At 64.0% G+C, this 25,313-nt stretch carries 18 protein-coding genes; 9 read left to right on the forward strand and 9 right to left on the reverse strand.

The window, feature by feature from the left end; genetic code table 11:
- Positions 1-47: 47 nt before the first annotated feature.
- The 3 genes from NKI39_RS06185 to NKI39_RS06195 form a co-directional block, all read right to left on the reverse strand.
- Positions 48-2,609, reverse strand: coding sequence for a GcvT family protein (locus NKI39_RS06185; RefSeq protein WP_352831070.1), 2,562 nt, complete (start codon positions 2,607-2,609; stop codon positions 48-50).
- Between the two features lie 267 nt (positions 2,610-2,876).
- Positions 2,877-3,140, reverse strand: coding sequence for a hypothetical protein (locus NKI39_RS06190; RefSeq protein WP_352452117.1), 264 nt, complete (start codon positions 3,138-3,140; stop codon positions 2,877-2,879).
- A gap of 156 nt (positions 3,141-3,296) precedes the next feature.
- Positions 3,297-5,786, reverse strand: coding sequence for a mechanosensitive ion channel family protein (locus NKI39_RS06195; protein ID WP_352831072.1), 2,490 nt, complete (start codon positions 5,784-5,786; stop codon positions 3,297-3,299).
- Between the two features lie 231 nt (positions 5,787-6,017).
- Here NKI39_RS06195 and NKI39_RS06200 point away from each other — a divergent pair, with 231 nt between their 5' ends.
- From NKI39_RS06200 to NKI39_RS06215, 4 genes are all read left to right on the forward strand, one after another.
- Positions 6,018-7,277 carry a sarcosine oxidase subunit beta gene (locus tag NKI39_RS06200; RefSeq protein WP_352831280.1) on the forward strand — a complete coding sequence of 420 codons (1,260 nt, stop codon included), beginning with the start codon at positions 6,018-6,020 and terminating at the stop codon, positions 7,275-7,277.
- Positions 7,278-7,347: 70 nt separating this feature from the next.
- Positions 7,348-7,644: a sarcosine oxidase subunit delta gene (locus tag NKI39_RS06205; RefSeq protein ID WP_023676536.1), complete on the forward strand. Its 297-nt coding sequence runs from the start codon at positions 7,348-7,350 to the stop codon at positions 7,642-7,644.
- Positions 7,641-10,637 (forward strand): sarcosine oxidase subunit alpha, encoded by a 2,997-nt coding sequence (locus NKI39_RS06210; RefSeq protein ID WP_352831074.1) that lies wholly within the window; start codon positions 7,641-7,643, stop codon positions 10,635-10,637. Before NKI39_RS06205 ends, NKI39_RS06210 begins: the two co-directional genes overlap by 4 nt.
- The gene (locus NKI39_RS06215; protein ID WP_352452120.1) at positions 10,630-11,217 is read left to right on the forward strand and encodes a sarcosine oxidase subunit gamma; all 588 of its coding nucleotides are present in this window, start codon (positions 10,630-10,632) and stop codon (positions 11,215-11,217) included. Before NKI39_RS06210 ends, NKI39_RS06215 begins: the two co-directional genes overlap by 8 nt.
- Before the next feature lie 19 nt (positions 11,218-11,236).
- Here the strand turns inward: NKI39_RS06215 and NKI39_RS06220 are convergent, their stop codons facing one another.
- A complete protein-coding gene (locus NKI39_RS06220) occupies positions 11,237-11,935 on the reverse strand; it encodes a nitroreductase (protein WP_352500967.1) in 699 nt (232 codons plus the stop codon).
- A gap of 270 nt (positions 11,936-12,205) precedes the next feature.
- On the opposite strand from NKI39_RS06220, the gene NKI39_RS06225 reads away from it, so the two are divergent.
- The 5 genes from NKI39_RS06225 (at position 12,206) to NKI39_RS06245 (ending at position 19,878) form a co-directional block, all read left to right on the forward strand.
- Positions 12,206-12,799, forward strand: a complete 594-nt coding sequence (locus NKI39_RS06225; protein WP_352500968.1) for a helix-turn-helix domain-containing protein — start codon at positions 12,206-12,208, stop codon at positions 12,797-12,799.
- 77 nt (positions 12,800-12,876) lie between these two features.
- Entirely contained in the window at positions 12,877-15,330 is a 2,454-nt protein-coding gene (locus tag NKI39_RS06230) for a GcvT family protein (RefSeq protein WP_352831076.1), read from the forward strand.
- The gene (locus NKI39_RS06235; RefSeq protein ID WP_352470270.1) at positions 15,327-16,226 is read left to right on the forward strand and encodes a homocysteine S-methyltransferase family protein; all 900 of its coding nucleotides are present in this window, start codon (positions 15,327-15,329) and stop codon (positions 16,224-16,226) included. The genes NKI39_RS06230 and NKI39_RS06235 overlap by 4 nt, the downstream gene beginning before the upstream one ends.
- Entirely contained in the window at positions 16,226-17,407 is a 1,182-nt protein-coding gene (locus NKI39_RS06240; protein ID WP_352831078.1) for a pyridoxal phosphate-dependent aminotransferase, read from the forward strand. The genes NKI39_RS06235 and NKI39_RS06240 overlap by 1 nt, the downstream gene beginning before the upstream one ends.
- On the forward strand, positions 17,404-19,878 hold the full coding sequence (locus NKI39_RS06245; RefSeq protein ID WP_352831080.1) for a GcvT family protein: 2,475 nt from the start codon (positions 17,404-17,406) through the stop codon (positions 19,876-19,878). Before NKI39_RS06240 ends, NKI39_RS06245 begins: the two co-directional genes overlap by 4 nt.
- A 6-nt stretch (positions 19,879-19,884) precedes the next feature.
- Here NKI39_RS06245 and NKI39_RS06250 read toward each other — a convergent pair whose 3' ends face one another.
- The 5 genes from NKI39_RS06250 to NKI39_RS06270 form a co-directional block, all read right to left on the reverse strand.
- Positions 19,885-20,466, reverse strand: coding sequence for an NAD(P)H-dependent oxidoreductase (locus tag NKI39_RS06250; RefSeq protein ID WP_352831082.1), 582 nt, complete (start codon positions 20,464-20,466; stop codon positions 19,885-19,887).
- A 225-nt stretch (positions 20,467-20,691) separates the two neighbouring features.
- A complete protein-coding gene (locus tag NKI39_RS06255) occupies positions 20,692-22,092 on the reverse strand; it encodes an FAD-binding oxidoreductase (RefSeq protein ID WP_502898548.1) in 1,401 nt (466 codons plus the stop codon).
- Complete coding sequence (locus NKI39_RS06260) at positions 22,089-23,390, reverse strand: cytosine deaminase (protein ID WP_352831284.1); 1,302 nt, start codon at positions 23,388-23,390, stop codon at positions 22,089-22,091. Before NKI39_RS06260 ends, NKI39_RS06255 begins: the two co-directional genes overlap by 4 nt.
- Positions 23,391-23,631: 241 nt before the next feature.
- Complete coding sequence (locus NKI39_RS06265; RefSeq protein ID WP_352681639.1) at positions 23,632-24,483, reverse strand: ABC transporter permease; 852 nt, start codon at positions 24,481-24,483, stop codon at positions 23,632-23,634.
- Positions 24,470-25,312, reverse strand: coding sequence for an ABC transporter ATP-binding protein (locus NKI39_RS06270; protein ID WP_352831084.1), 843 nt, complete (start codon positions 25,310-25,312; stop codon positions 24,470-24,472). Before NKI39_RS06270 ends, NKI39_RS06265 begins: the two co-directional genes overlap by 14 nt.
- Between the last annotated feature and the right edge of the window lies 1 nt (position 25,313).

Raw genomic sequence — 25,313 nt, forward strand, 5'->3', positions numbered from 1 at the left:
GGCACTGCTCGGCTTGCCTGTGTGGAGAACCGGCAGGCAAGCAACGCTTAGCTGCGCGGATTGAGGTTCTCCGGGTCGTAGAGCGGCCTGTAGCCGACGGCGGCCACTTCGACCGGGTACTTCTCGCCGAAATATTCGACGCTCAGCTTGCGGCCCTCCTGGCAATACGCCCAGGGCAGGTAGGCGAGCGCGATGTTCTTGCCGAGGGTCGGACCATAGGCCACCGAGGTCGTGAAGGAGCGGCGGCCGAGCTCATCGACGAGCGTCTCACCGGTTTGCGGGTCCATCACCGGCATCGTGCCGACCGGATAGCGGAGAACGCCATTGGAATCGGTATTGTCGGTCATGATAAGCGTGCAAAGCATGGCCGGCTGATGCGCCCGGGTGCGATATTCCAGATGCTTTGCCTTGCCACAGAAATCGGCCTCCTTGACTTTCGGACGGGCAAGGTCGGCTTCCAGCAGATTGTATTCGGTCAACAGGTCCGCATTCTGCAGGCGCAGGCTCTTCTCCATGCGGCGGCTGTTGGCATAGGTCTCGACGCCAAAGGCCATCACGCCGGTCGACCGCAGCGCGTCCCAGACAGCTAGGCCGTCGTCGTAGCGCATGTGCAGTTCCCAGCCTTGCTCGCCGACATAGGAGATGCGGAAGGCGGTCACGTCCTTGCCGGCGATCCTGACGGGCTTGATCGCGGCAAAGGGAAAATTCTCCGGCGTCAGCCCATCGGGGTTTTCCACGCACTTGCTCAATGTCGCCCGCGCGTTCGGACCCCAGATGCCGACGGTCACATATCTCTCGGTCACATCGGTGACGCTAACGTCGAAGCCTTTGTCCTCTGCCGTCCGGCGCATGTACTGGAAGTCGCGCGGCCCGGCATCGGCGCCGTCGATGACGCGGCAGCGGCCGGCCATGCGGATGACGGTCAGGTCGGCGCGCACCATGCCTTCCTCGTCGAGGAAATGGGTATAGATGCCCTTGCCTATATTGCCGTCACCGCCGATTTTTGCCGCGCACAGCCATTCCATCAGCGCGACATGGTCCGGGCCTTCCACGTCGTACATGGCGAAATGCGACAGGTTGACGATGCCGCAATCCTCGCTCATCGCGAGATGCTCGGCGTTCGAGACGCGCCAGAAGTGGCGGTTATCCCATTCGTTTTGGCGCACCGGCACCCGGTTGCCGTATTTCTCGAGCAGATGCTCGTTGGCGGCGTAGCCATGGGCGCGCTCCCAGCCGCCGAGTTCCATGAAATAGCCGCCGAGTTCCTTCTCGCGCTCCCAGAAGGGCGAGCGGCGGACATTGCGAGCCTTGGAGAAGGGCTCGCGTGGATGGACCGCTGGGTTGTAGACCTTCATAGCGGTTTCGGTGCAGCGATCCCAGATGAACTGTTCTTTCGTCTGGTGCGGATAGAAACGCGAATAGTCGATGGCGTGGTGGTCGATCGCCGTGCGGCCGTCCGTCATCCAGTCGGCGATGAGCTTGCCCATGCCGGGGCCGTCCTTGACCCAAACCGCCACCGCATACCAGAGGCCCCTGACCTTCTGGCTTTCGCCCATCGAGGGGCCGCCGTCCGCCGTCACCTGCAATAGGCCGTTGAAGGAATGGCTCTCATTGTAGCCCAGCTCGCCCAGGATCGGCGTCAGTTCCATGGCGCGCTCGAGCGGCGCCAGGATCTGCTCCATGTCGAGATCGCGTTGCGACGGCGAAAGCCGCGCCTCGTTTTTCTCGAGAATATCGCGCGGATGGCAGAGTCGCGGATTGGTCTCTTCGTAATAACCCCATTCGATCTGCCCGCCTTCGGCGGTCTTGGGGTCGCCGGTATCGCGCATGTAAGCTGAGTTGCCCTGGTCGCGCAGCAGCGGCCAGCCGATCTCCTTGCCGGTGCCGGCGAACTCGGTGTATGGCCCGAAGAAGGTAAGCGGATGGTCGATCGGCATGACCGGCAGGTCCTCGCCCGCCATTTCCGCGATCAGCCGTCCCCAGATGCCGGTGCAGACCACGACATAGTCGGCCTCGATGGTGCCGCGGTCGGTCACCACGCCCTTGATGCGGCCGTTCTCGATGACGAGCGACCTGGCCGACGTATTGGCAAACGCCCTGAGTTTGCCGGAAGCTTCCGCCTGATCGACAAGCTTGCCGGCGACGGTCTGCGAGCGCGGGATGACGAGGCCGGCGTCGGGATCCCACAGGCCGCCCTGTGCCATCTGTTCTTCGATCAGCGGGAATTTTTCCTTGATCTCGGCGGGATCGATCAGGCGGGCGCGTGTGCCGAAGGCCTTCGCCGAGGCGATCTTGCGCTTGATCTCCGCCATGCGGGCGTCGTCGCCGACGCGGGCGACCTCGAGGCCGCCGATGCGCGCGTAGTGACCCATTTTTTCGTAGAAATCGATGGAATAGAGCGTCGTCCAGCACGACAGGAAATCATGGCTGGTCGTGTAGCAGAAGTCGGAAGCGTGCGCCGTCGAGCCGATATCCGTCGGGATGCCCGATTTGTCGATGCCGACAATATCGTCCCATCCGCGCTCGATCAGGTGATGGGCGACCGATGCGCCGACGATGCCGCCCAGCCCGACGATGACGACCTTCGTCTTTTCCGGAAACCCTGCCATTGCCCGCGACTCCAAGATGCTATGCGAGCAGACTATAGGGCGGCGCGGCGCCGCGCTTGCAGCCTGTTTGCGACATCGCCAAAAAAGCCCGCGCCACCAGCCCGTCGAATGCAGTTAGACCTAAGCCTTCGCCCTGCTCGGTACGAAGGCACTGCTAGAGCCCGTCCTGCGCAGCTTCGAAGAAAAATGCATACCTTCATCGCCGATTACCGGAAGCAAATAAAAGGCCGGGCGTTTGCCCGGCCTTCAAAAATCATGGCGTCGACTTTACTTGATGCGCGCGACGCCGCCCGAGATCTCGATCGTCTCCGAACCGGTCAGCGCCTCGAGGTCGCCATTCGGCAAGGTAACAAAACAGCCGCTCGGGCAAAATTCCACGGTTTCGCCAGCGGCCAGCGCCAGCTCGGTCTTGCCGCCGCCTTCCGTCACGATCAGCGTGCGGGTCTCGGCGTCCTTGTTGACCGCGCTGGCGGCATGGGCCGAACCGCCCACGGCCAGAAAAGCGACGGCGGCGACGAGAGACTTCCACATTTTGCAGTATCGGTGTTGCCACCGCCTCTGTTGCATTTCGCAAGGCATTCTCGCCGTTTGCAGGTGAGCTTATATGTAATGCAAGCTGAACGGCAACTGAATGCCGCATTCATGCCGCAATTGGTTTCCGAAGGCTTGAAGGCAAGCTCCAAACAGCTAGTCAGGATCGGGCTTCCGTACCTTGCGTCCCGACTTGGCGAGACGTTTCGCCTCGACCGCCGCTAGGGCTTTTGCTTGTTCCCGCTCGGCGAATTCGACTTCGATCTTGTCGTCGTCGATCGGCCACGCCTCGTGCTTTTTGGTCTCGACGACGGCGCGCGGTGTCGACGGAATTTCGATATGCTGGTCGGCGAACACATCGAAGATGGCAAAGCGGATGTCGTTCTGGACGATATTGCCACTAAGAACGTCTGCCAGGAATACGCGGATCTCGAATTCGAGCGCGGCCGGGCCGAAATTGGAAAACAGCACAAAGGGTTCCGGGTTCTTCAGCACCAGCGGATGGCTGCGTGCGATCTCCAACAGGACGCCATGCACGTGCTTGACGTCGCTGCCATAGGCAACGCCGACCTTGATGTCGACGCGGCCGAGCTTGTTGCGGTGCGTCCAGTTGCCGACCGCATTGTTGATCAGGTTTGAATTGGGCAGGATCACCGATTGCCGTTGGAACGTCTCGATCTCGGTGGCGCGCACGCTGATCTTCTTGACCGTGCCGCTGATGTCGCCGGCGACGATCCAGTCGCCGACCTTGAACGGCCGCTCGGCCAACAGGATCAGGCCCGACACGAAATTCGAGACGACATTCTGCAAGCCGAAACCGATGCCGAGGGACAGGGCGCCGGCGACCAGCGCGAGATTGGAGAGGTCGATACCGGCCGCCGAGATGCCGACCAGTGCCGCGACCGCGACACCGGCATAACCGACCGCCAGCCGGATCGAATTGCGCACGCCGGTGTCGACCCGGCCGCGCGCCATCACCGAGCCGTCGAGCCAGCCCTGGAACCAGCGCGTCAGGAAATAGCCAATGATGAAGACGACGACGCCGGTGAGAATGCCGGTGACCGAGATCGTCACCGAGCCGACGGTGAGGCCGGTCGCCAGCTTGTAGGCCCAGGCCTGGATGTCGCCGGGCTGGAAGCCCCACATCAACAGGATCAGCGGCAGGAACACCAGCACAATCATGATGTTGATGGCGGCGCTGACGACAAGCCCGAGCTGGTCGAGGGCGGCATCTTCGTAGCTTGAATTGGCCGCTAGCCAGCGCCCGATCGAAGTTTTGGCGAAACCACCTTCCTCGCCGATCGCTCGCGCCGACAGGAAGCCGATATAGGCGGTGACCAGGATGGTGCCGGTGACCACGACCTGCAGCGAGACGAAAATTGCAAGGCCGATATAGCCAAGCAGTGCCGATGCGATGGTGAATAGGCCTAGCGCGACGGCGGTGTAGCGCAGCCACGCCGGCCACGGGCGCCAGCTTCCGTCGGGGGCCTTGAACGGCTTCAGCAGGCCCATAAGGATCAGGATGATGCCGACGACGATGGTGGCGATGAAGCTTCTGGCGATGGTCAGCGACAGTGGCGAGCCCATCTTGTCGTTGACGACAGACAGGAAGTTGTTGCTGCCGATGACGACAGCCATGGCGGTCGTCAGCCGCACCAGCCAACGCGCCGGGCCGGTTTCGACCGGGATCAAACGCCAGTTCGGCAGTCGGGGCTCGAGCGCTGCGTTGGTCAGGCGGTTGACGCAGAACACCACCGCGATAACGGCAACCAGCGAATTCAGGAAGATCCCGATGTCACCGCGTAAAACATTGTAATAATCGAAGAAGAAGATCGTCGAGACAAGGAAGGCGCCGACCGCCAGCGTCGGCAGCAACGTCGACCAGAACGCCACCGACAGGCGGCTGAGATAGGAGGGGTCCTCGACGGAGGGATCCGCTTCGAAGACGCGGCCGAACAGGCGTCGGCCGCCGATAAAAAGCACTGCAGCGAATGCGAGCGCCATCAAAGTCGCGGCAAGAATGGCCTGGAACTTGAACTTGAAGGCGAAGCTCAGCCAGGATGACACCGCCTTATAGAAGCCGGAAAACTCAGCGTTGGCGTCGGAAAAGACTTCGGGGCTAAGCGCATCGGACAGCACGTAGCGTTTGGTAAGCACATTGCGGAACAGCTCGCTGCGCATGTTGCCGATCTTCTCGATCAGCCCACTGATGCGGATCGACAGGTTCTGCGCGCTGGCAATGACGGCGTTAATCTCGGCTTTTTCGGAAGCCAGCGCCTGGCGTTCACCGGTCACGATGTCGGGCTCGGCCGGCTGGCCCGCGGCCGGCGGAGGTCCCAGCGTCTCGATCCGATCGTTGATATCGCCGAGACGCGAGCGGAACGCCAGCGCGCTGGTGAGCGCCGCCCGCGACAGATCCTCCAATTGCAGGCGGATTTCCACGAGGGTGGCATCGTCTTGGCCATCCTGCTGTATCTTCTTCTCGAGACCGTCGGTTTTGGCCGTCAGGCTCTGGATGACCTTCTGCTGGTCGGCGATCAACCCGGCGGCGCCCTGCCCGAGTGCCTGCGCCATAGTAACGAGCGACGGCGGCGCCGAGACAACAAGTGCAGCGATCAGGACCAGGCGGAGTAAACGAAAGAACATGATTTTTCTGGCGACTCGCGGACGGCAGCGGCAGTTTTGAAGCACGTCCTTGATAAAGACGCTCATATCACGGGGCAAGTCATGCCAGGCGGCTCGTTTTCGAAGTCCGCCAATCGAAGTCGGCCAATCCAGTCGAAGTCGGGGAGTCGAAAAGCGATGGCGCAATCTTGGCTTTGCGTTGGCGGCCTGCTCTATAGTCTGCCGCAAAGCCTGAAATGGATGACAATAAGAATGGCGGAATATTCGGCCTTTTCGCTTCTCAAGAACGCGCTGACCGGAAACAAGGACTGGAGGCCGGCCTGGCGCAAGCCCGACCCGAAGGCGTCCTACGACGTGATCGTCATCGGCGGCGGCGGCCATGGCCTGTCGACCGCCTACTACCTAGCCAAGGAGCACGGCATCACCAATGTCGCGGTGCTGGAGAAGGGCTGGCTCGGTTCCGGCAATGTCGGCCGCAACACCACGGCGGTCCGTTCCAACTATCTCCTGCCGGCCAACACGCGCTTTTACGAGCATTCGATGAAGCTGTGGGAGAACCTGGCCCATGACCTCAACTACAACGTCATGTTCTCGCAGCGCGGCTGCCTGAACCTCGCCCACACACCTGCTCAGTTCGACGACTATGCCCGGCGCGGAAACGCCATGCGCCATCTCGGCGTTGACGCCGAACTGATGACCACGGCCGAAATCGCGCGCCTGGTGCCGGCGCTCGACGTCTCCGCCACCGCGCGTTTCCCGATCGTCGGTGGCCTGATGCAGCGGCGCGCCGGCACCGCCCGCCACGACGCCGTCGCCTGGGGCTATGCGCGCGGCGCAGATCGCCGCGGCGTCGACATCATCGAAAATTGCGAGGTCACCGGCTTCCTGCGCGACGGCGACCGCATCATCGGCGTCACGACAACGCGCGGCGAAATCCGCGCAAAAAAGGTAGCGGTCGCGGTTGCCGGCAGCACCGGGCGGGTCATGCGGCTTGCCGGCATCGAGACGATGCCGATCGAGAGCCACGTGCTGCAGGCCTTCGTCACGGAATCGCTAAAACCGTTCATCGATACGGTCCTGACCTTCGGCATGGGCCATTTTTATATGTCGCAATCTGACAAGGGCGGGCTTGTCTATGGCGGCGATCTCGACGGCTACAACAGCTACGCCCAACGCGGCAGCCTGCCTATCGTCGATGAGGTGATGAGCGAGATGCTGGCGCTGTTCCCTGGGCTGGCCCGTGTCCGCATGCTGCGCTCATGGGGCGGCGTCTGCGACATGTCGATGGACGGCTCGCCAATCATCACCACCGGTCCGCTGCCGGGCATGTATCTCAACTGCGGCTGGTGCTATGGCGGCTTCAAGGCGACGCCGGCTTCCGGCTGGTGCTTTGCCTGGACCATTGCCAAGGACGAGCCGCACGGTCTCAACGCGGCCTTCACGCTCGACCGCTTCTACCGTGGCCTGGTGATCGACGACAAGGGCCAGGGCGCCACGCCCCGGCTGCATTAGGCCATGATCCCGAAAAGTGGAAACCGGTTTTCGGACAAGATCATGGTCAAACGAGAAGTTTAAGAGATCCATGCTCATCACCTGCCCCTATTGCGGCCCGCGCGACGTGATCGAATTCACCTATCAGGGCGACGGCAACCGCCAGCGCCCACAGCCCGCCTCGCAGAACCTCGACGCCTGGAACGCCTATGTCTACGACCGGCTTAACCCGGCCGGCGACCACAATGAGATCTGGCAGCATTCCGGCGGCTGCCGCGCCCATCTCAGGGTCGTGCGCAATACGCTAACGCACGAGATCTCCAGCACCGCGTTCGCGCGCGGCGACCACAACTCGGTTGCGCGGCACCGGGCCGAGGACAAGCCATGAGCCCGCGCCGTACCGAGGCCGGCGGCCGCATCGACCGGCTGCGGACCATCCGTTTCACCTTCGACGGCGCGCCTTATACCGGCCATGCCGGCGACACGCTGGCTTCGGCGCTGCTGGCCAACGGCGTCACCCTGTTTGGGCGTTCGTTCAAATATCACCGCCCGCGCGGCGTGCTGACCGCCGGCGTCGAGGAACCGAACGCGCTGGTCACAGTGTTGAGGGGCGAGGTTCGCGAGCCGAACATCCCCGCCACAATGGTCGAAATTTATGACGGGCTGGCCGCAGTCAGCCAGAACCGCTTCCCTTCGCTTGCCTGGGACGTCAGTGCCGTGAACCAGCTCGGCGGCAAGCTTTTGTCGGCCGGCTTCTACTACAAAACCTTCATGGGACCGGTGATCGGTCCGCTGAAGGGCACTCGCTTCTGGATGTTCTGTGAGCATTTCATCCGCCGTGCCGCCGGCCTGGGCAAGGCAGGCACGGCTCCCGATACGGCGCGCTACGAACGTATGAACGCGTTTTGCGATGTGCTGGTGGTCGGCTCCGGCCCGGCGGGGCTGATGGCCGCCAGGGCGGCTGCCGATCAGGGTGCACGCGTCATCCTGGCCGAGCTCGAGCCGCATTTCGGCGGCTCGGCCAATTGGTCGCGCGAGACGATCGATGGCATGCCGGCCGCCGACTGGGCAGCGCGCGCCGCCGGTCAGCTTGAAGGCCGTGATAATATCCGCCTTTTGCCGCGCACTACTGTCTGGGGTTATTATGACGGCAACACGCTTGCCGCGCTCGAACGTGTCACCGACCACAAGGAAAAGGCCGGCAAGGGCGAGCCGCGCCATCGCTATTGGACGATCCGCGCCAAGTCGGTGGTGCTGGCCACCGGCTCCCTGGAGCGTCCGCTGGTCTTTCCGGGCAACGATCGGCCAGGCGTGATGCTGGCGCATGCTGCCGAGCGTTTTGCCAATGAATATGGCGTGCTGCCGGGCGACAGGGTCGCGCTGTTCACCAACAATGACAGCGCCTATCGCTCCGCGCTTGCGCTGAAGAAGGCCGGCGCCGTCGTCGTCGCCATCGTCGACGTGCGCCCAGAACTTTCGAGCGAAATGCGCAAGCTGGCCGGCGAAGCGGAGGCCGAGATCCTTTCTGGCCACGCGGTAATCGCCACCGAGGGCGGCAAGGCGCTTTCCGGCTTCAAGGTGCAGCGCTTCGACATGGTCAACGGCGCGCTTTCCGGCGAAGCGCGCAGCATCCACGCCGATTGCCTGCTGATGTCGGGCGGATGGTCGCCGACCATTCATCTGGCCAGCCAGGCCGGCGCGAGAGCGGAATGGAACGAAGCATTGCAAGCGTTCCTGCCGCCCAAGCCGACGACGCGGCAATGGATCGGCGCCGGCGCCTTCACCGGCAGTTTCTCCACCGCCGAGGCGATCGCCGAAGGCCGCGCCGCCGGCCTTTCCGCAGCGGGCGCAACCGCCACGCCGGCGGCCTTGCCTGCCGTCGAGGCAGCACCTGGCGATCCCGATCCGGCGCCGGTGCTCGAGATCAAGGCCAAGGGAAAGAGTTTCGTCGACTTCCAGCATGACGTGACGGCGGATGACGTGCGGCTGGCGCATCGCGAAGGCTTCGTCTCGGTCGAGCATCTGAAGCGCTACACCACGCTCGGCATGGCAACCGACCAGGGCAAGAGCTCCAACATACCCGGCCTCGCCATCATGGCCGAGGCGCTCGGCAAGCCGATCCCAGAGGTCGGCACGACGCGCTTTCGCCCGCCCTTTTCGGCGGTATCGATCGGCTCGCTAGCCGCCGAACGCTTCGGCGATCTGAAGCCCGAGCGGCTGACGCCGATGCATGACTGGCACGTCGCCAACGGCGCCACCATGTATTCGGCCGGCCTGTGGTATCGGCCGATGATCTACGGCCATCCCGGCGAGACGATCGAGCAGGCCTATGTGCGCGAAGCGAGAGCCACGCGCGAGAGCGCCGGCATCGTCGATGTCTCGACACTGGGCAAGATCGCGGTGCAAGGCCCCGACGCGGCGGAATTCCTCGACCGCGTCTACACCAACGTGTTTTCGACGCTGGCCGTCGGCAAGGCGCGTTATGGGCTGATGCTGCGCGAGGACGGTCTCGCCTTTGACGACGGCACCACATGGCGGCTCGGCGAGCAGGATTTCCTGATGACCACCACCACCGCCAATGCCGGCAAGGTGATGCAGCATCTGGAATATTTCCTCGACGTGATCTGGCCGGAGCTGAAAGTCCACGTCGCCTCGGTCACCGACCAATGGGCCGGTGCCGCCATCGGTGGGCCGAAGGCAAGGCAGCTACTGGCTGCTTGCGTCAGCGGCACCGCCGTCGACAATGCCGCCCTGCCCTTCATGGGCATCGTCCACGGCGAAATCGCCGGCGTGCCGGTGATGATCTGCCGGCTGTCCTTCTCCGGCGAAATGGCCTTCGAGGTCTATTCCGGCGCCGGCTACGGCACCCATGTCTGGGAGGCGCTGATCGAAGCCGGCAAGCCGTTCGGGCTGGTGACCTACGGGCTGGAGGCGCTGGGCACCATGCGCATCGAGAAAGGCCACGTCACCGGTGCCGAGATCGACGGCCGTACCACGGCACGCGACCTGCATCTCGACTGGATGCTGTCGAAGAAGAAGTCGTTCATCGGCTCGGCGATGATGGATCGCGAGGGGCTGATCGCACCCGACCGCCTGGAACTCGTCGGTATTGTTTCGCTCGACAACCAGCCGCTCAATGGCGGCGCACACATCGTCGAGGAGCTTGACGAAGCCAATCCGCACGGCTCGCTTGGCCATATCACCGCCTGCTGCTATTCGCCGGCGCTCGGCAAATATATCGCGCTTGCCCTGGTCAAGGGCGGCAAGGCGCGGCGCGGCTCGCGTGCCTACGTTTCCGACCCGCTGCGCAACCGGTTCGGGCCGGTCGAGATCGTCTCCAACCATTTCTTCGATCCGGACGGGAGCCGCATGCATGGTTGAGCGCCAATCACCGCTTGAGCCGGTGCTGCATCCGGGCTCGCATGGCAATTTCGAGCACGGTGTCGAAATCATCCTCTCCGAAACCAGGCCGGGTTCGATCCTGCAGCTCGCCGCCTGGCCTGGCGAGGAGAAGACGTTGATGGCCGGCATCCATGCGGTCACCGGCTTGGCTTTGCCCGACGGCGCCGGTGGCGGTGTGACGAACGGCGCCAGGTCGGTGTTCGGCTTTGCGCCGGGAAAGTTCACTGTGGTCGATGAAGCCGAGGGATTGGCGCCGGCCTTTGCCGATGTCGTCACTTCGGCCATCGGTACGGTGACCGACCTTTCGCACGGCCGCACCGCGATCCGTATCGCCGGGCCGAAGGCCGAGTGGGTGCTGGCGAAATTCTTCGCAATCGACTTCGCGCTGCCGGCCTTCCCGATCGGCGCCGGCCGCTCGACCATGCATCACGACATCTTCGCGCAAATCCAGCGCACCGGCGCCGATCAGTTCGACATCTATGTGTTCCGCTCGTTTGCCCGCTCGTTCTGGAAAGCGCTCTGCCATGCGAGCGAGGAAGTCGGCTACGAAGTGCAGTAGAGCCGGACGGCGCTTCACGTCACTCCGCGAACGTCACCCACTCTTCCAGCGGCGCGCGGTCGGTGCGGAAGGCATTTTCGGGCTTGGACGTATCCTCATGGCCGAGCGCCATGCCGCAGACGACGATCTCCTCGTCGGGAATGTTGAGCACCGGCCTGATCTGCCGGTGATAGGGCGCGAAGGCGGCTTGCGGACAGGTGTGCAGGCCCCTGCCCCGCGCGGCGACCATGATGTTTTGCAGGAACATGCCGTAGTCGATCCACGACCCCTTGTTCAGCCGCCGGTCGACGGTGAAGATCATGCCGACCGGGGCGTCGAAGAAGACGAAGTTGCGGTCGTGCTGCGCACGCATCCTGTCGACCTCGCGCCGGCCGATGCCGAGCACGCCGTAGAGGCCGAAGCCGTTGGCCCGCCGTCGCGTCAGATAGGGTTCGAAGAACTGGTCGGGATAGTAGCGGTACTCGTCCCACTCGGCCTTTTCGGCGCGGATGCCCGAGCTGAGGATGGCGTCGGTGATGCGCTGCTTGACCTCGCCCTTGGTCACATAGACCTTCCAGGGTTGCATATTGGTGCCTGAGGGCGCGCGCGCGGAAACGGCGAGAATATCGCGGATGGTCTCGTCGTCGACCATATCGGGCAAGAAGGCGCGTACCGACCGCCGCGAGGTGATCGCGTCATCGACGATCGCCGCCGCAATCCGGGAGTTGTTTTCCAGCATGGGCCGTCCTTTTGCGTATGATCCCGAACCCGATTTTCCGGAAGGATCATGCGCCGACTAGAAGTGATGGAGCATCCTTGCGCGTCTTTTTGAACGCCCGATAGCCTACCCGCCTCGACCGGACGCCCCACTCGCCGCTCGTGCGCCGAGCCTTTGCCCGAACCGTCAAAATGGCGCAAGTAAATCTTGTGATTTCGTGAAAATCCTCTTGATTTTTTCATGAACCCGCCATCAAATGAAATTTGCTGGGAATTTTTCACCAAGACAGGGATGGCTTTGCCCTCAACCGCCGCCAGATCGGAACAGGACAGCGGCGAACGGCTGCTGGCCGGCGACATTCGCGCGTTGCGCAAGGCGCGCGGCCTGACGCTTGCCGAAATCGCACTGAAGCTCGGCCGTTCCGTCGGCTGGGTCAGCCAGGTCGAGCGCGGTCTGTCGGTCCCGTCGCTCGGCGATCTCAGGGCCTTCGCCGAATTGTTCGGCGTGCCGGTCAGCCTGTTCTTCAGCCATGACGTACCTGTCGAGACCGAGCGCGGCGTGGTCGTGCGCGCCGGCAACCGGCGCACGCTTGGCACAAGCGATTCCGGCCTGGTGGAGGAGCTTCTGTCGCCCGATCTCGGCGGTAGCTTCGAGATGCTGCGTTCGGTCTTCGCCCCGGGTGCCGAGCTGCAGACCGAGTCGCGCCGGCCGACCGAGGAAGCCGGCTACGTCGCTTCCGGCAGTTTCGACATCGAAATTGCCGGCGTCTGGCACCGGCTTGGCGAAGGCGATTCCTTTCGCTTCGACGGCAAGCCGTTCCGCTGGCGCAATCCTGGAGCGGAACCGGCTGTGGTGATCTGGGTGGTTTCGCCGCCCGTCTATTGAACGAATGCATGTCGCCCAAAAGTGCGTGGCGGTTTTGGGACAACGACATGCATCAAAACAAATAGTCGGAGAAGAACATGGCCGGTTTGCCGACCACGGCACGCGTGGTGATCATCGGAGGCGGTGCCGTCGGCGCCTCCTCGCTCTATCATCTCGCCAAAGCGGGCTGGACCGACTGCGTGCTTCTGGAGAAGAACGAGCTGACTTCCGGCTCGACCTGGCATGCCGCCGGCAACGTGCCGACTTTCTCCTCGTCATGGTCGCTGATGAACCTGCAGCGATATTCGACCGAACTCTATCGCCGGCTGGCCGACGAGGTCGGCTATCCCATGAACTACCACGTCACCGGTTCCCTGCGTCTTGCCCATACGATCGAGCGCATGCAGGAATTCCAGCGCGCCAAGGGCATGGGCCGCTACCAGGGCATGGATATCGACGTGGTCGGGCTCGACGAGATCAAGCGCCGTTACCCCTTCATCGAGACGCATGAGCTGAAAGGCGCGCTCTACGATCCGAATGATGGCGATATCGACCCCGCGCAACTGACCCAAGCAATGGCCAAGGGCGCGCGCGACATGGGCGCGAAGATCATCCGCTTCTGTCCGGTCACCGGCGTGAGCCGAGACAATCACGAGTGGGTGGTCGAGACGGCGCAAGGCGAGATCCGCTGCGAGATCGTCGTCAACGCCGCCGGCTACCGCGCCGCCGAGGTCGGCAGGATGTTCGGCCGCGAGGTGCCAATGATGGTGATGAGCCATCAATATATCCTGTTCGAGGAAATCCCCGAACTGGCGGCGTGGTCGAAGGAACAGGGCAAGAAGCTGCCGCTGCTGCGCGACGTCGATACGTCCTATTATCTGCGCCAGGAAAAGAACGGCATGAACCTCGGCCCCTATGAGCGCAATTGCCGCGCCCACTGGGTCGGCCACAACGACCCGATGCCCGACGACTTTTCGTTCCAGCTGTTTCCCGACGATCTCGACCGGCTGGAACATTACCTGGCCGATGCTGTCGCCCGCGTGCCGATCCTCGGCACCGCCGGCCTGTCCAAGGTCATCAACGGGCCGATCCCCTATGCGCCGGACGGCAACCCTCTGATCGGGCCGATGCCCGGCGTGCCCAACGCCTTCGAGGCCTGCGTCTTTACCTTCGGCATCGCCCAGGGCGGCGGCGCCGGCAAGGTGCTGGCCGAATGGGTGACCGAGGGCCAGACCGAATGGGACATGTGGTCGTGCGATCCGCGCCGTTTCACCGCCTTTGCCTCGGCCCCGGATTATTGCGTCGCCAAGGGCATGGAGATCTACGGCAACGAATATGCCATCCAGTTCCCGCGCCATGCCTGGCCGGCCGGGCGCGACCGCAAGCTGTCGCCGCTCCACGACCGCATCAAGGCACTCGGCGCTCGGTTCGACGCTTATAATGGCTGGGAACGCGCCACCTGGTATGCCAAGCCAGGCGACGACATCTCCGAAGAATCCACGCTGACCTTCCGCCGCGACGGGCCGTGGCAGCATCGTGTGCGCGAGGAATGCATCGCCGTCCGCGATGCCGCCGGCATTCTGGACCTGCCGGGGTTTTCCCGTTTCAATCTCGATGGTCCGGGTGCCGCCGAATGGCTGAGCCTCCAGGTGACAGGCCTGGTGCCGAAACCCGGCCGCATCGGCCTCGTCTATTTTGCCGACGACAAGGGCCGCATCGTCACCGAAATGTCGGTGGTCCGCCACGACGAGAACCTGATGACGCTGATCACCGCCGCGGTGGCTCAGTGGCATGATTTCGAATGGCTGAAATCGCGCATCCCGAAGGACGCCACTTTCAAGCTGGTCGACCGGACGGAGGAATACTCCACCCAGATCCTCGCCGGCCCCAACTCGCGAAAAATCCTCGCCGAACTCTGCGCGGCCGACCTCACCCTGCCCTGGCTGACGCATCAGGAAACCAGTATCGCCGGACGTTGGGCAAAGCTGGTGCGCGTGTCCTTCGCGGGTGAGCTCGGCTGGGAAGTCCACAGCAAGGTCGACGATACCGCAGCCATCTTCGACGCCCTCTGGGCAGCTGGCCAGAAGCACGGCCTGAAACCGTTCGGCATGTACGCGCTGGATTCGCTGCGGCTCGAAAAAGGTTACCGCACCTGGAAGGGTGACCTGTCGACCGACTATTCGATCCTGCAGGGCGGGCTGGAGCGCTTCGTCAGATGGGACAAGCCCGACTTCCGAGGCAAGGCGGCGCTGCAGAACGAGAAGCAGCAGGGCGTAAAGAAACGCTTCGTCACGCTGGTCGTCGAAAACCCCGGCGACTGCGATGCGCCCACCATGTCGACGCTGTGGCATGACGGCCGGATCGTCGGCGAGACGACATCCGGCGGCTGGGGTCATCGCATCGACAGGTCGATCGCGCTCGGCATGCTGCGCGCCGACCTCACCGAGCCGGGAACCGCGGTCGAGATCGAGATCTTCGGCGAACGTTTTCGGGCGGTCGTGCAGAGGGATGAGCCGTTATGGGATCCAAAGAACGAGAGGCTCAGAGCATGAAGACTGTTATCCTCACCGATGGCGGCATGGGCCAGGAGCTGGTCCGCCGTAGCAGTTCCGAGCCGACGCCGCTGTGGTCGGCCAGGGTGCTGATCGACGAACCGGATCTGGTGCGCGACCTGCATGCGGAATTCATCCGCGCCGGCGCCCGCGTCATCACCATCAACACCTATTCAGCCACGCCGGAACGGCTGGCACGCGAAGGCGCGCAAGAGCTGTTCAAGCCCCTGCAGAAGCGCGGCATCGAACTGGCAAGGCAAGCCCGCGACCAGGCTGGCGACGCGGCGATCGCCGGCTGCCTGTCGCCGCTGTTCGGCAGCTATGCGCCGGCGCTGACGATATCCTTCCAGGATACGCTCGACATCTATCGCCGTATCGTTGCCGAGCAGGCGGGCGGCGTCGATCTGTTTCTGTGCGAAACCATGGCGTCGGCCGAAGAGGCGCGCGCCGCCGTCACCGCGGCGTCGGAAAGCGGCAAGCCCGTATGGGTGTCGTGGACGCTTGCCGACCACGGCACGCCGCGCCTGCGCAGCGGCGAAGCCATTGCGGCGGCGGCGGGCGCTCTTGCCGGCCTGCCCGTCGCGGCCCGGCTGATCAATTGCTGCCGGCCCGAAGCGATCGCTGCAGCGCTGCCCGAACTGATCGCTCTCGGCGGTCCGGTCGGCGCTTATGCCAACGGCTTCACCTCGATTGAGGCGCTCAAGCATGGCGGTACGGTGGAAGTGCTGCACGCCCGCCACGACCTCGATCCGGATGCCTATGCCGGCCAGGCGGTCGATTGGGTCGAGGCCGGCGCCGGCATTGTCGGCGGCTGCTGCGAAGTCGGACCGGCCCACATCGCCGCGCTGCGCGACCGGCTCGAACAGGCCGGTTATGAAATTTCGGGAGCAGCATAATGCCCAAGCCATCTTCGCGCATTTCCGGCATCGTGCCTTCGGGCAAGGATGGCTGGGAGGTTCATTCCGCTGCCTGGGCGCGCAAGCAGGCCGGCGAGGACATCATCATGCTGTCGGTCGGCGACCATGATTTCGACACGCCGAGCGAGACGATCGAAGCCTGCGTGACGGCGGTTCGCGCCAGCAATCACCACTACACGCCGCTTGCCGGCGTTCCACGCCTGCGCAAGGCGATGGCGGCGGCCTCGACGCGGTGCACCGGGGTTGCGACCAGCCCCAACCAGGTCATCGCCACTCCGGGCGGGCAGGCCGCGCTTTACGCGGCCATTCAAGCGGTTCTCGACCAGGGCGACCATGCCATCGTCGTCGCGCCCTATTACGCCACCTATCCCAACACCTTCAGTGCGGCGGGCGCCGAGTTCAGCGTCGTCGAGACCCCCGCCGAGGATGGCTTTCAGCCGCGCGCCGCCGACATCCGCGCCGCCCTCCGGCCGAACACCCGCGCCATCCTGATCAACACGCCGAACAATCCCACGGGCGCCGTCTATTCGCGCGAGCGCCTGGAAGAGCTGGCGCAGATCTGCCGCGAACATGACCTCTGGCTGCTGTCGGACGAGGTCTACTGGACGCTGGGCGGCGGCGAGCACGTCTCACCACGCTCGCTGCCCGGCATGGCGGAACGCACGCTGGTCATCAATTCGATGTCCAAGAGCCACGGCATGACCGGCTGGCGCATGGGCTGGCTGACCGGGCCGGAATCGATGGTCTCGCTGTTGACCGACCTCAATCTGGTGATGACCTACGGCCTGCCGGCCTTCATCAGCCTCGCCTGCGCCGAGGCGCTCGAAAATGGCTACGGCGTCAAGGAAATCGCCGAGCGCTACGCCGCGAGGCGCACCGTCGTCCTCGATGCCATGCGCGGCATGAACAACATCACCGTGCGCGGCTCCGAAGGCGGCATGTACGTCATGCTCGACATATCGGCGATCGAGCCGGACGACGAAAAATTCGCCTGGGCCTTCCTCGACCAGGAAAATGTCGGCGTCATGCCCGGCTCGAGCTTCGGCGAGGCCGCCGCCGGCCACATCCGCTTCAGCCTCTGCCAGCCTGAGCCGGTACTGATGGAGGCTGCCACGCGCCTGCGCCGCTTTGCCTCCAGCTATGGTCGCGAGGCCGCATGAACGCCTCGCCCACCAAAACCATTCCGACCAAGGTCATTCCTCCCAAAGCGAGGGCGGTCATCATCGGTGGCGGCGTCTCCGGCTGCTCGGTCGCCTATCATCTGGCCAAGCTCGGCTGGACCGATATCGTGCTGCTCGAGCGCAAGCAGCTGACGTCGGGCACGACATGGCACGCCGCCGGCCTGATCGGCCAGCTGCGCGGCTCGCAGAACATGACGCGGCTGGCGAAATACTCGGCCGACCTCTACGTCAAGCTGGAGGCCGAGACCGATGTCGGCACCGGCATGCGCCAGGTCGGCTCGATCACGGTGGCGCTGACCGAGGAGCGCAAGCACGAGATCTATCGGCAGGCATCTCTCGCCCGCGCCTTCGATATCGATGTTCGCGAGATTTCGCCCAACGAAGTCAAGCAGATGTACCCGCATCTCAATGTTTCCGATGTGGTCGGCGCCGTGCATCTGCCGCTCGACGGCCAGTGCGACCCGGCCAATATCGCCATGGCGTTGGCCAAGGGCGCGCGCCAGCGCGGGGCGACGATCGTCGAGAACGTCAAGGTGACCAAGGTGCATACCAGGGCCGGCCGCGTCACCGGCGTTTCCTGGGTGCAGGGCGACGAGCAAGGCCTGATCGAGGCCGATATCGTCGTCAACTGCGCCGGCATGTGGGCACGCGAACTTGGCGCCCGGAACGGCGTCACCATCCCGTTGCACGCCTGCGAACATTTCTATCTCGTCACGGAACCGATCCCCGGCCTTTCCCGCTTGCCGGTGCTGCGCGTGCCGGACGAGTGCGCCTACTACAAGGAAGATGCCGGCAAGATGATGCTCGGCGCGTTCGAGCCGGTGGCCAAGCCCTGGGGCATGAACGGCATAAGCGAGGATTTCTGCTTCGACCAGTTGCCGCAGGACATGGACCATTTCGAGCCGATCCTGGAAATGGGCGTCAACCGCATGCCGATGCTGGCCACCGCCGGCATCCACACCTTCTTCAACGGCCCCGAGAGTTTTACCCCCGACGACCGCTATTATCTCGGCGAGGCGCCGGAGCTTTCCGGCTACTGGATGGCGACCGGCTACAATTCGATCGGCATCGTCTCCTCCGGCGGCGCCGGCATGGCGCTGGCGCAATGGATCAATGACGGCGAGGCGCCCTTCGACCTCTGGGAGGTCGACATCCGCCGCGCCCAGCCGTTCCAGAAGAACCGCCGCTATCTCAAGGAGCGCGTCTCCGAAACGCTCGGCCTGCTCTATGCCGATCATTTTCCGTACCGGCAGATGGCAACCTCGCGAAACGTCCGCCGCTCGCCGCTGCACGAACATCTGAAGGCGCGCGGCGCGGTGTTCGGCGAGGTCGCCGGCTGGGAGCGCGCCAACTGGTTTGCGCGGGAGGGCCAGGAGCGCGAATACCGCTATTCCTGGAAACGGCAGAACTGGTTCGACAACCAGCGCGAGGAGCATCTGGCGGTCCGAAACGGCGTCGGCCTGTTCGACATGACCTCGTTCGGCAAGATCCGCGTCGAGGGCCGCGACGCCTGCGCCTTCCTGCAAAGGCTCTGCGCCAACGACATGGACGTGACGCCGGGCAAGATCGTCTACACCCAGATGCTCAACCAGCGCGGCGGCATCGAGAGCGACCTCACCGTCTCGCGATTGTCCGAAACAGCCTTCTTGCTCGTCGTGCCCGGCGCCACGCTGCAGCGCGACCTGGCCTGGCTGCGAAAACACCTTGCCGACGAGTTCGTCGTCATCACCGATGTGACCGCTGCCGAAGCCGTGCTTTGCCTGATGGGCCCGGATTCGAGGAAGCTGATCCAAAAGGTCAGCCCCAACGATTTCTCCAACGGGAACAATCCGTTCGGCACGTTTCAGGAGATCGAAATCGGCATGGGCCTGGCCCGCGCCCACCGCGTCACCTATGTCGGCGAGCTCGGCTGGGAGCTTTATGTCTCGACCGACCAGGCCGCCCACGTCTTCGAGGCGATACAAGAAGCCGGCGCCGACGTCGGCCTGAAGCTATGCGGCCTGCACACACTGGATTCCTGCCGCATCGAAAAGGCGTTCAGGCATTTCGGCCACGACATCACCGACGAGGACAATGTGCTGGAGGCCGGGCTGGGTTTCGCGGTGAAGACCGCCAAGGGAGACTTCCTCGGCCGCGATGCGGTGCTGAAGAAGAAAGAAACCGGCTTGTCACGCCGGCTGGTGCAGTTCCGCCTGAACGACACCGAGCCGCTGCTCTTCCACAATGAGGCGATCCTGCGCGACGGCAAGATCGTCGGTCCGATCACCTCGGGCAATTACGGCCATCATCTCGGCGGCGCGATCGGGCTTGGTTACGTGCCGTGCCAGGGCGAGAGCGAGGCGGATGTCCTGTCGTCGTCCTACGAGATCGAGATCGCCGGCGAGCGCTTTGCCGCCGAGGCCTCGCTCAAGCCGATGTACGATCCGAAGGCGGAACGGGTGCGGATGTAGCGCACCTCAGAACGCGTCGATCCTGGCCGCGACTTTCGCCACGAACCTCGTCCGACTGCCCTCTGTCGACAGGTTCATCGAGTAATGCGCAAGGTAGGAAACCGACCCGCCGGGCTTGATCGTCGCACGCAGCACCCGCTTGACCAGCTTGCGCGGCGGGTCACCCATCAGCATGGCTCGGAACCGGCTGCCGCCATAGGTCGTGACCGCGACCACCTTGCGGATGTTGTGCAATGACGGCTGCACCTTGCCGTCGACCAGCTTGAACGACACGCCGGGCAGGAAGACGCGATCGAAAAAGCCTTTCAGAATGGCCGGATAGCCGAAGTTCCACACCGGAAACGACAGCACCAGCGCCTCGGCCCGCAGAAGGCGCTCGACATAGGCTGACGCCGGATCGCCGTCGCTGCGTTCGTCGTGATAGGACATCCGTTCGGCGTGCGTCAGCCTGGGATCGAAACCCTCGGCATAGAGATCACAGTCGTCGACCACATGGCCGGCCGCTTTCAGCCGCTCGACGATCGTCCGGTGCAGATCGGCGTTGAAGCTGGTCTCCACCGGATGAGCGTAGAGGACGAGGACGTTCACAGGAGAACATCTCGCAAGTCGGCACCAAGCACCCCCCTCTGCCCTGCCGGCCATCTCCCCCTCAAGTGGGGAGATCGGCTGTCAGTATCGCTTTCGCCAGTTGACGACGTTGGAAGATGGTCGAGACGATGGAACTGCCAAATTCCCCCCTTAAGGGGGAGATGCCAAGTGGTGGCAAAGAGGGCAGGCCAGAGGGGGGTACAGCGCCACACGCCCGTCATCGTCTCAACCCGCCTTCTCCAGCCCCTTGAACAGGAACGACTTGCCCGAGCGATAGTCGTAATCCGGGTTTTCCCAGGCGATCATCTTGCCCGGATTGAGCAGCCCTTGCGGGTCGGTTTCGCGCTTGAAGGCGAGCTGCACCTCGTCGGTGCGCTTCATGCCGCCTTCTTCCAGCGTGTAGCGGTGCGGGTTGAAGATCCAGCAGCCATTGTCCTCGTGGATGCGGATGATCTCGTCGAGCCGCTCCGCCGTGGTGAAGCGCACCAGCGGCAGCCCTGCGATGCCGATGGCGCCGTCGAAGCGGATGAATTCGAGATGCGCCGGCACCTCGTCGCCGAAGCGGTCGACCATCGCCTTGACGTGGCCGAGGTGGTCCGGCGACGGGTAGCGGGTCTGCAGGTAGGTGATCGTCGGATCGACCCGGATGGCACGCAGCGTCGTGTGGTTCCAGGTCAGCTCATAGGCCGGCGGCAGCCCTTTGAGATCGGCCTCCTTGTCGGCGCGGAAGACGATCTCGCCCTTGCTGCGCGCCGCGAAGGCGAGGAAGGCATCCATCGCATGCGGTGCGATCATCAGGACGACGATGCTTTGGCCGCGCCGGAAAAACCGCTGGTGGCGCTTGAAGTAATCGTAGGGGATCGGTGCTGCGATCGGCGTGATCAGTTTTGCCAGTATGCCGTCCTGGATGGCGAGGTCGTTGCCGAAGCCGGCCGCATCCATGAAATCGTCGAAGCCGACGATGACGTCGATCCAGTCATAGCTGGCGGTCAGCGGCATCTCGACTTCGGTGATGATGCCGTTGGTGCCGTAGGCGTGCATGACCTTCAGAACGTCCTCGCCGGTGAGCTCCATGACACGCGGCTCAGCCTCCATCGTCACGGTCCTCAGCCGGATGACGTTGCCGAGGTCGCGCAGTCCGCCCCAGCGGATCGAGCCGATGCCGCCGGAGCCGCCGGCGACGAAGCCGCCGATCGATGCGGTATTGTAGGTCGACGGCGACATGCGGAGCTCCTGGCCGGAATGCGCCCGCGTCGCTCTGTCGATGTCGGCGAGCACGGCGCCGGGGCCGGTGACGACACGGCCCGGCGCGATCATCTTGACCGCGTTCATCTCGGCGAGATTGAGCACGACGCCGCCGGACAGCGGCATCGCCTGCCCGTAATTGCCGGTGCCGCTGCCGCGCGGCGTCACCGGGACGCCGTGCCGGTGGCAGGCGGCGAGAATGCGGACGACCTCGTCTTCGGTTTTCGGCGTCACGATCAGGTCGCCGGTGACGTGCTCGAGCTGCTGCTTCAGCACCGGGCTGTACCAGTAGAAATCGCGGCTCTTCTGCTGGACGATCGCCGGATGGTCGTCGATCTTCAAACCGTCCAGGTCGCGCTTGAGCGCCGCAATATCCATCATTCCACCATCAGATCATCGAGTTCGGCATAATCGGGCAGCTGGCGCTCGATCGCCCGGCCGTCGCGCACGACGATGCGATCCGATTCGGGCCGTGACAGCAATTCCGTCCAGCTCCGCCCCTTGAAGACGACGAAATCGGCCGGCGCTCCGGCGGCAAGCGTGCCAACACCATCGAGCCGCATCACCTTGGCCGGCGTCGAAGTCACCGCTTGCGGCCAGTCGGCGACGGGATGGTCTAGATGCAGGATGCGCGTCGCCATGCGATAGACCTCCAGCATGTCGAGATCGCCATAGGCATAGAACGGGTCGCGCGTGTTGTCGGAAGCGACCGCGACGGCAATGCCGCGCGCCTTCATCTCGTGCAGCAGCGTCACCCCGCGCCAGCGCGGCGTTGTCCTGTCGCCTCGCCGGTCCTGCAGATAGAGATTGCACATCGGCAGCGACACCACCGCCAGGCCGGCCTTGGCGACCTTGTCCAGGGTGTCGAGCACGTCGAGGTCGGGCTGGCGCGCCAGCGAGCAGCAATGGCCGACCAGGATGTTCCCGTCAAAACCGTTCCAAAGGGCTGCTTCGGCGATTTTCTTCAGCGAGATCGCCGCGATATCGTCGGTCTCGTCGGCGTGGAAATCGAGGTCGAGGCCGTGCTTGATCGCCTGCGCGAACACCTGGTCGAGCAATTCTTCGAGATCCGGCACCATGTAGGTAACGACGCCGAGCACGCCCTTGGCGGCAGCCACCCGTTTGGCCAGCCTCTCGAACCATTTCCTGTCGCGCACGCCCTCGATGCCGAGCAGGCAGGCCGCCTGCAGCTCGATGCGGCCGCGCCATTTCTCCCGCATCGTCTCGAACACCGGCCAGGAGATCTCTTCCTGCGGCGCGACGCTGTCGAGATGCGTGCGCAGCGCCCTGGTGCCGTGCGCGTAGGCGCAGCGCAGCGAAAAATCCATGCGGCGGGCAACGTCGTCGGCGCTCCAGCGCGCCGCCCGGTCAGCGCCGGTCGCATTCAGCGCGCCCATGAAGGTGCCGTCCGGGTTGGGCTTTCGGGGCCAGATATGGCCCTTGTCGATATGGGTGTGGCAGTCGACAAAGCACGGCAGCACGATGCGGCCGCCGAGATCGATGGCGTCCGCCGGTGCTGCCGATCGCCGATGCGCCGCAATGCTGGAAATCCTGCCGTCGGCGACCGCGATATCTGCGAGTGCAAAACCGTCGGCGTCGGAAGGAGCGGCAAGACCGGGCGTCAGGGAGGCGTGAAGCCGGACCTTGGAGAGGACGAATTGGCCGGATTTGGGGATCATCGCAGAGGTCATCGCTGCCCCTCATCCGGCTGCCGCCACCTTCTCCCCGTATAGAGACGGGGAGAAGGGGCTGACCGCGACCGCGGCGCACTTTCAGCAACGCTGGTGATGGGCGAGATCGTCGAGGAAGGCGTCCTTCTCCCCGTCACTATACGGGGAGAAGTGCCCGGCAGGGCGATGAGGGGCAGCGCTGACGCCGGGATGGGCGACAGGCAGCTTTTGCCTACAAAACACGGCACCATCACCGCTCCTGCCTCAGCGCGCTCTCGTGCCAGCGCCGCAAAATGAGATGCGAAATCAGCGACAGCACCAGGAAGATCAGGATGCCGGTGAGCGAGATCAGGATCAGCGCCGCGAACAGTCTTGGTGCGTTGAGCCGGTAGCCGGCCTCGATGATGCGCGAGGCTAGGCCGGACGACTGGCCGGTGGCGCCGGCGACGAACTCTGCCACCACCGCGCCGATCAGCGACAGGCCGCCGGCGATCTTCAGCCCGCCGAGGAAATAAGGCATCGCCGCCGGCAGCCGCAGATAGCGCAATTGCTGCCAGCGGGTCGCACCGTTGAGCTTGAACATGTCGCGCAGATTGCGGTCGACGGAATTGAGGCCGAGCGTGGTGTTGGAGAGGATCGGGAAGAAGGCGACGATCCAGGCGCAAAGCAAAAGCTTCGTCGTCTGGTTGTCGACATAGATATTGATCAGCGGAAAGATCGCGACGATCGGCGTCACCTGCAGCACGATGGCGAACGGAAAGAACGACATCTCCACCCATTTCGACTGAGCGAACAGCACTGCCAGCCCGACACCGCCGACCACGGCGAGAAGCAGGCTCAAGAAGGTTATCCTGAGTGTCACCAGCAGCGAGGAGAACAGCAGCCCGGCATCGTCGTGCAGCGTTTGCAGCACCACGCCGGGACGCGGCAGTATGTATTTCGGGATGTCGTTCCAGACACAGATGCGGTCCCACAGCCAGATGGCCAGGATCATGATCGCCAGCGGCAGCAGCCATCTGCCGATGCGCTCGAAGCGCTCCTGGCGGACGCGGCGCGCCTCCTCCGGGTCGAGCGCCAGGACTGGTTCTTCAAAGGCCGTCATGATGCGGTCCGGCAGTTGAGTTGATGGCGCCGATCAGCACGTCGGATGCCTGGCGGCAGAGCGCGGCATAGTCGGGCGAGGTGCGAAACGCCTCGTCGCGCGGATAGGATGCATCGACGGCAAGCTCGGCAAACACCCGGCCCGGCCGCGCCGCCATGACGACGATGCGGTTGGAGAGGAATACGCTTTCGAAGACGCTGTGGGTGACGAAAACGACGGTAAAACGCTCATCCTGCCATAGCTCGAGAAGGTCGTTGTTGAGCTTGAAGCGGGTGATCTCGTCGAGTGCGGCGAACGGCTCGTCCATCAACAGAATGCGCGGCTTGGTCACCATGGCGCGGGCGATCGAGACGCGCATCTTCATGCCGCCCGACAGTTCGCGCGGCACGGCCTTCTCGAAGCCGGTCAGGTGAACCCGCGCCAGCATCTCCATCACCGCCGGCGCCGCCTTGGCACGCGACACGCCCTTCAGCCGCAGCGGCAGCCAGACATTGTCGAAGACGTCGGCCCAGGGCAGCAGCGTCGGTTCCTGGAAGACGAAGCCGATATTTGAACGGTCGCCGATATTCGAACGCTCGCGGGCACCGCTGCCGCGCCAGTCGAGCACGCCCGAGGTCGGCGTCGACAGGCCGGCAATCAGCCGCAGCGCCGTCGACTTGCCGCAGCCCGACGGCCCGAGCAGGCTGAGGAAATCGCCTTCCCGGATCGTCAGCTCGACATTGCTGAGCGCGGTGACGCCGTTGGAAAACACCTTGCCGACACCGCGCAGCGCCAACAGCGTCGGCCCTGGTATGCTTCCTGGCTGTTGCGCCACTTTCTCCAGCTTCACG

It is taken from the genome of Mesorhizobium sp. M0664 (assembly GCF_040320565.1).
In the GTDB taxonomy this organism is placed as follows: Bacteria; Pseudomonadota; Alphaproteobacteria; order Rhizobiales; family Rhizobiaceae; genus Mesorhizobium.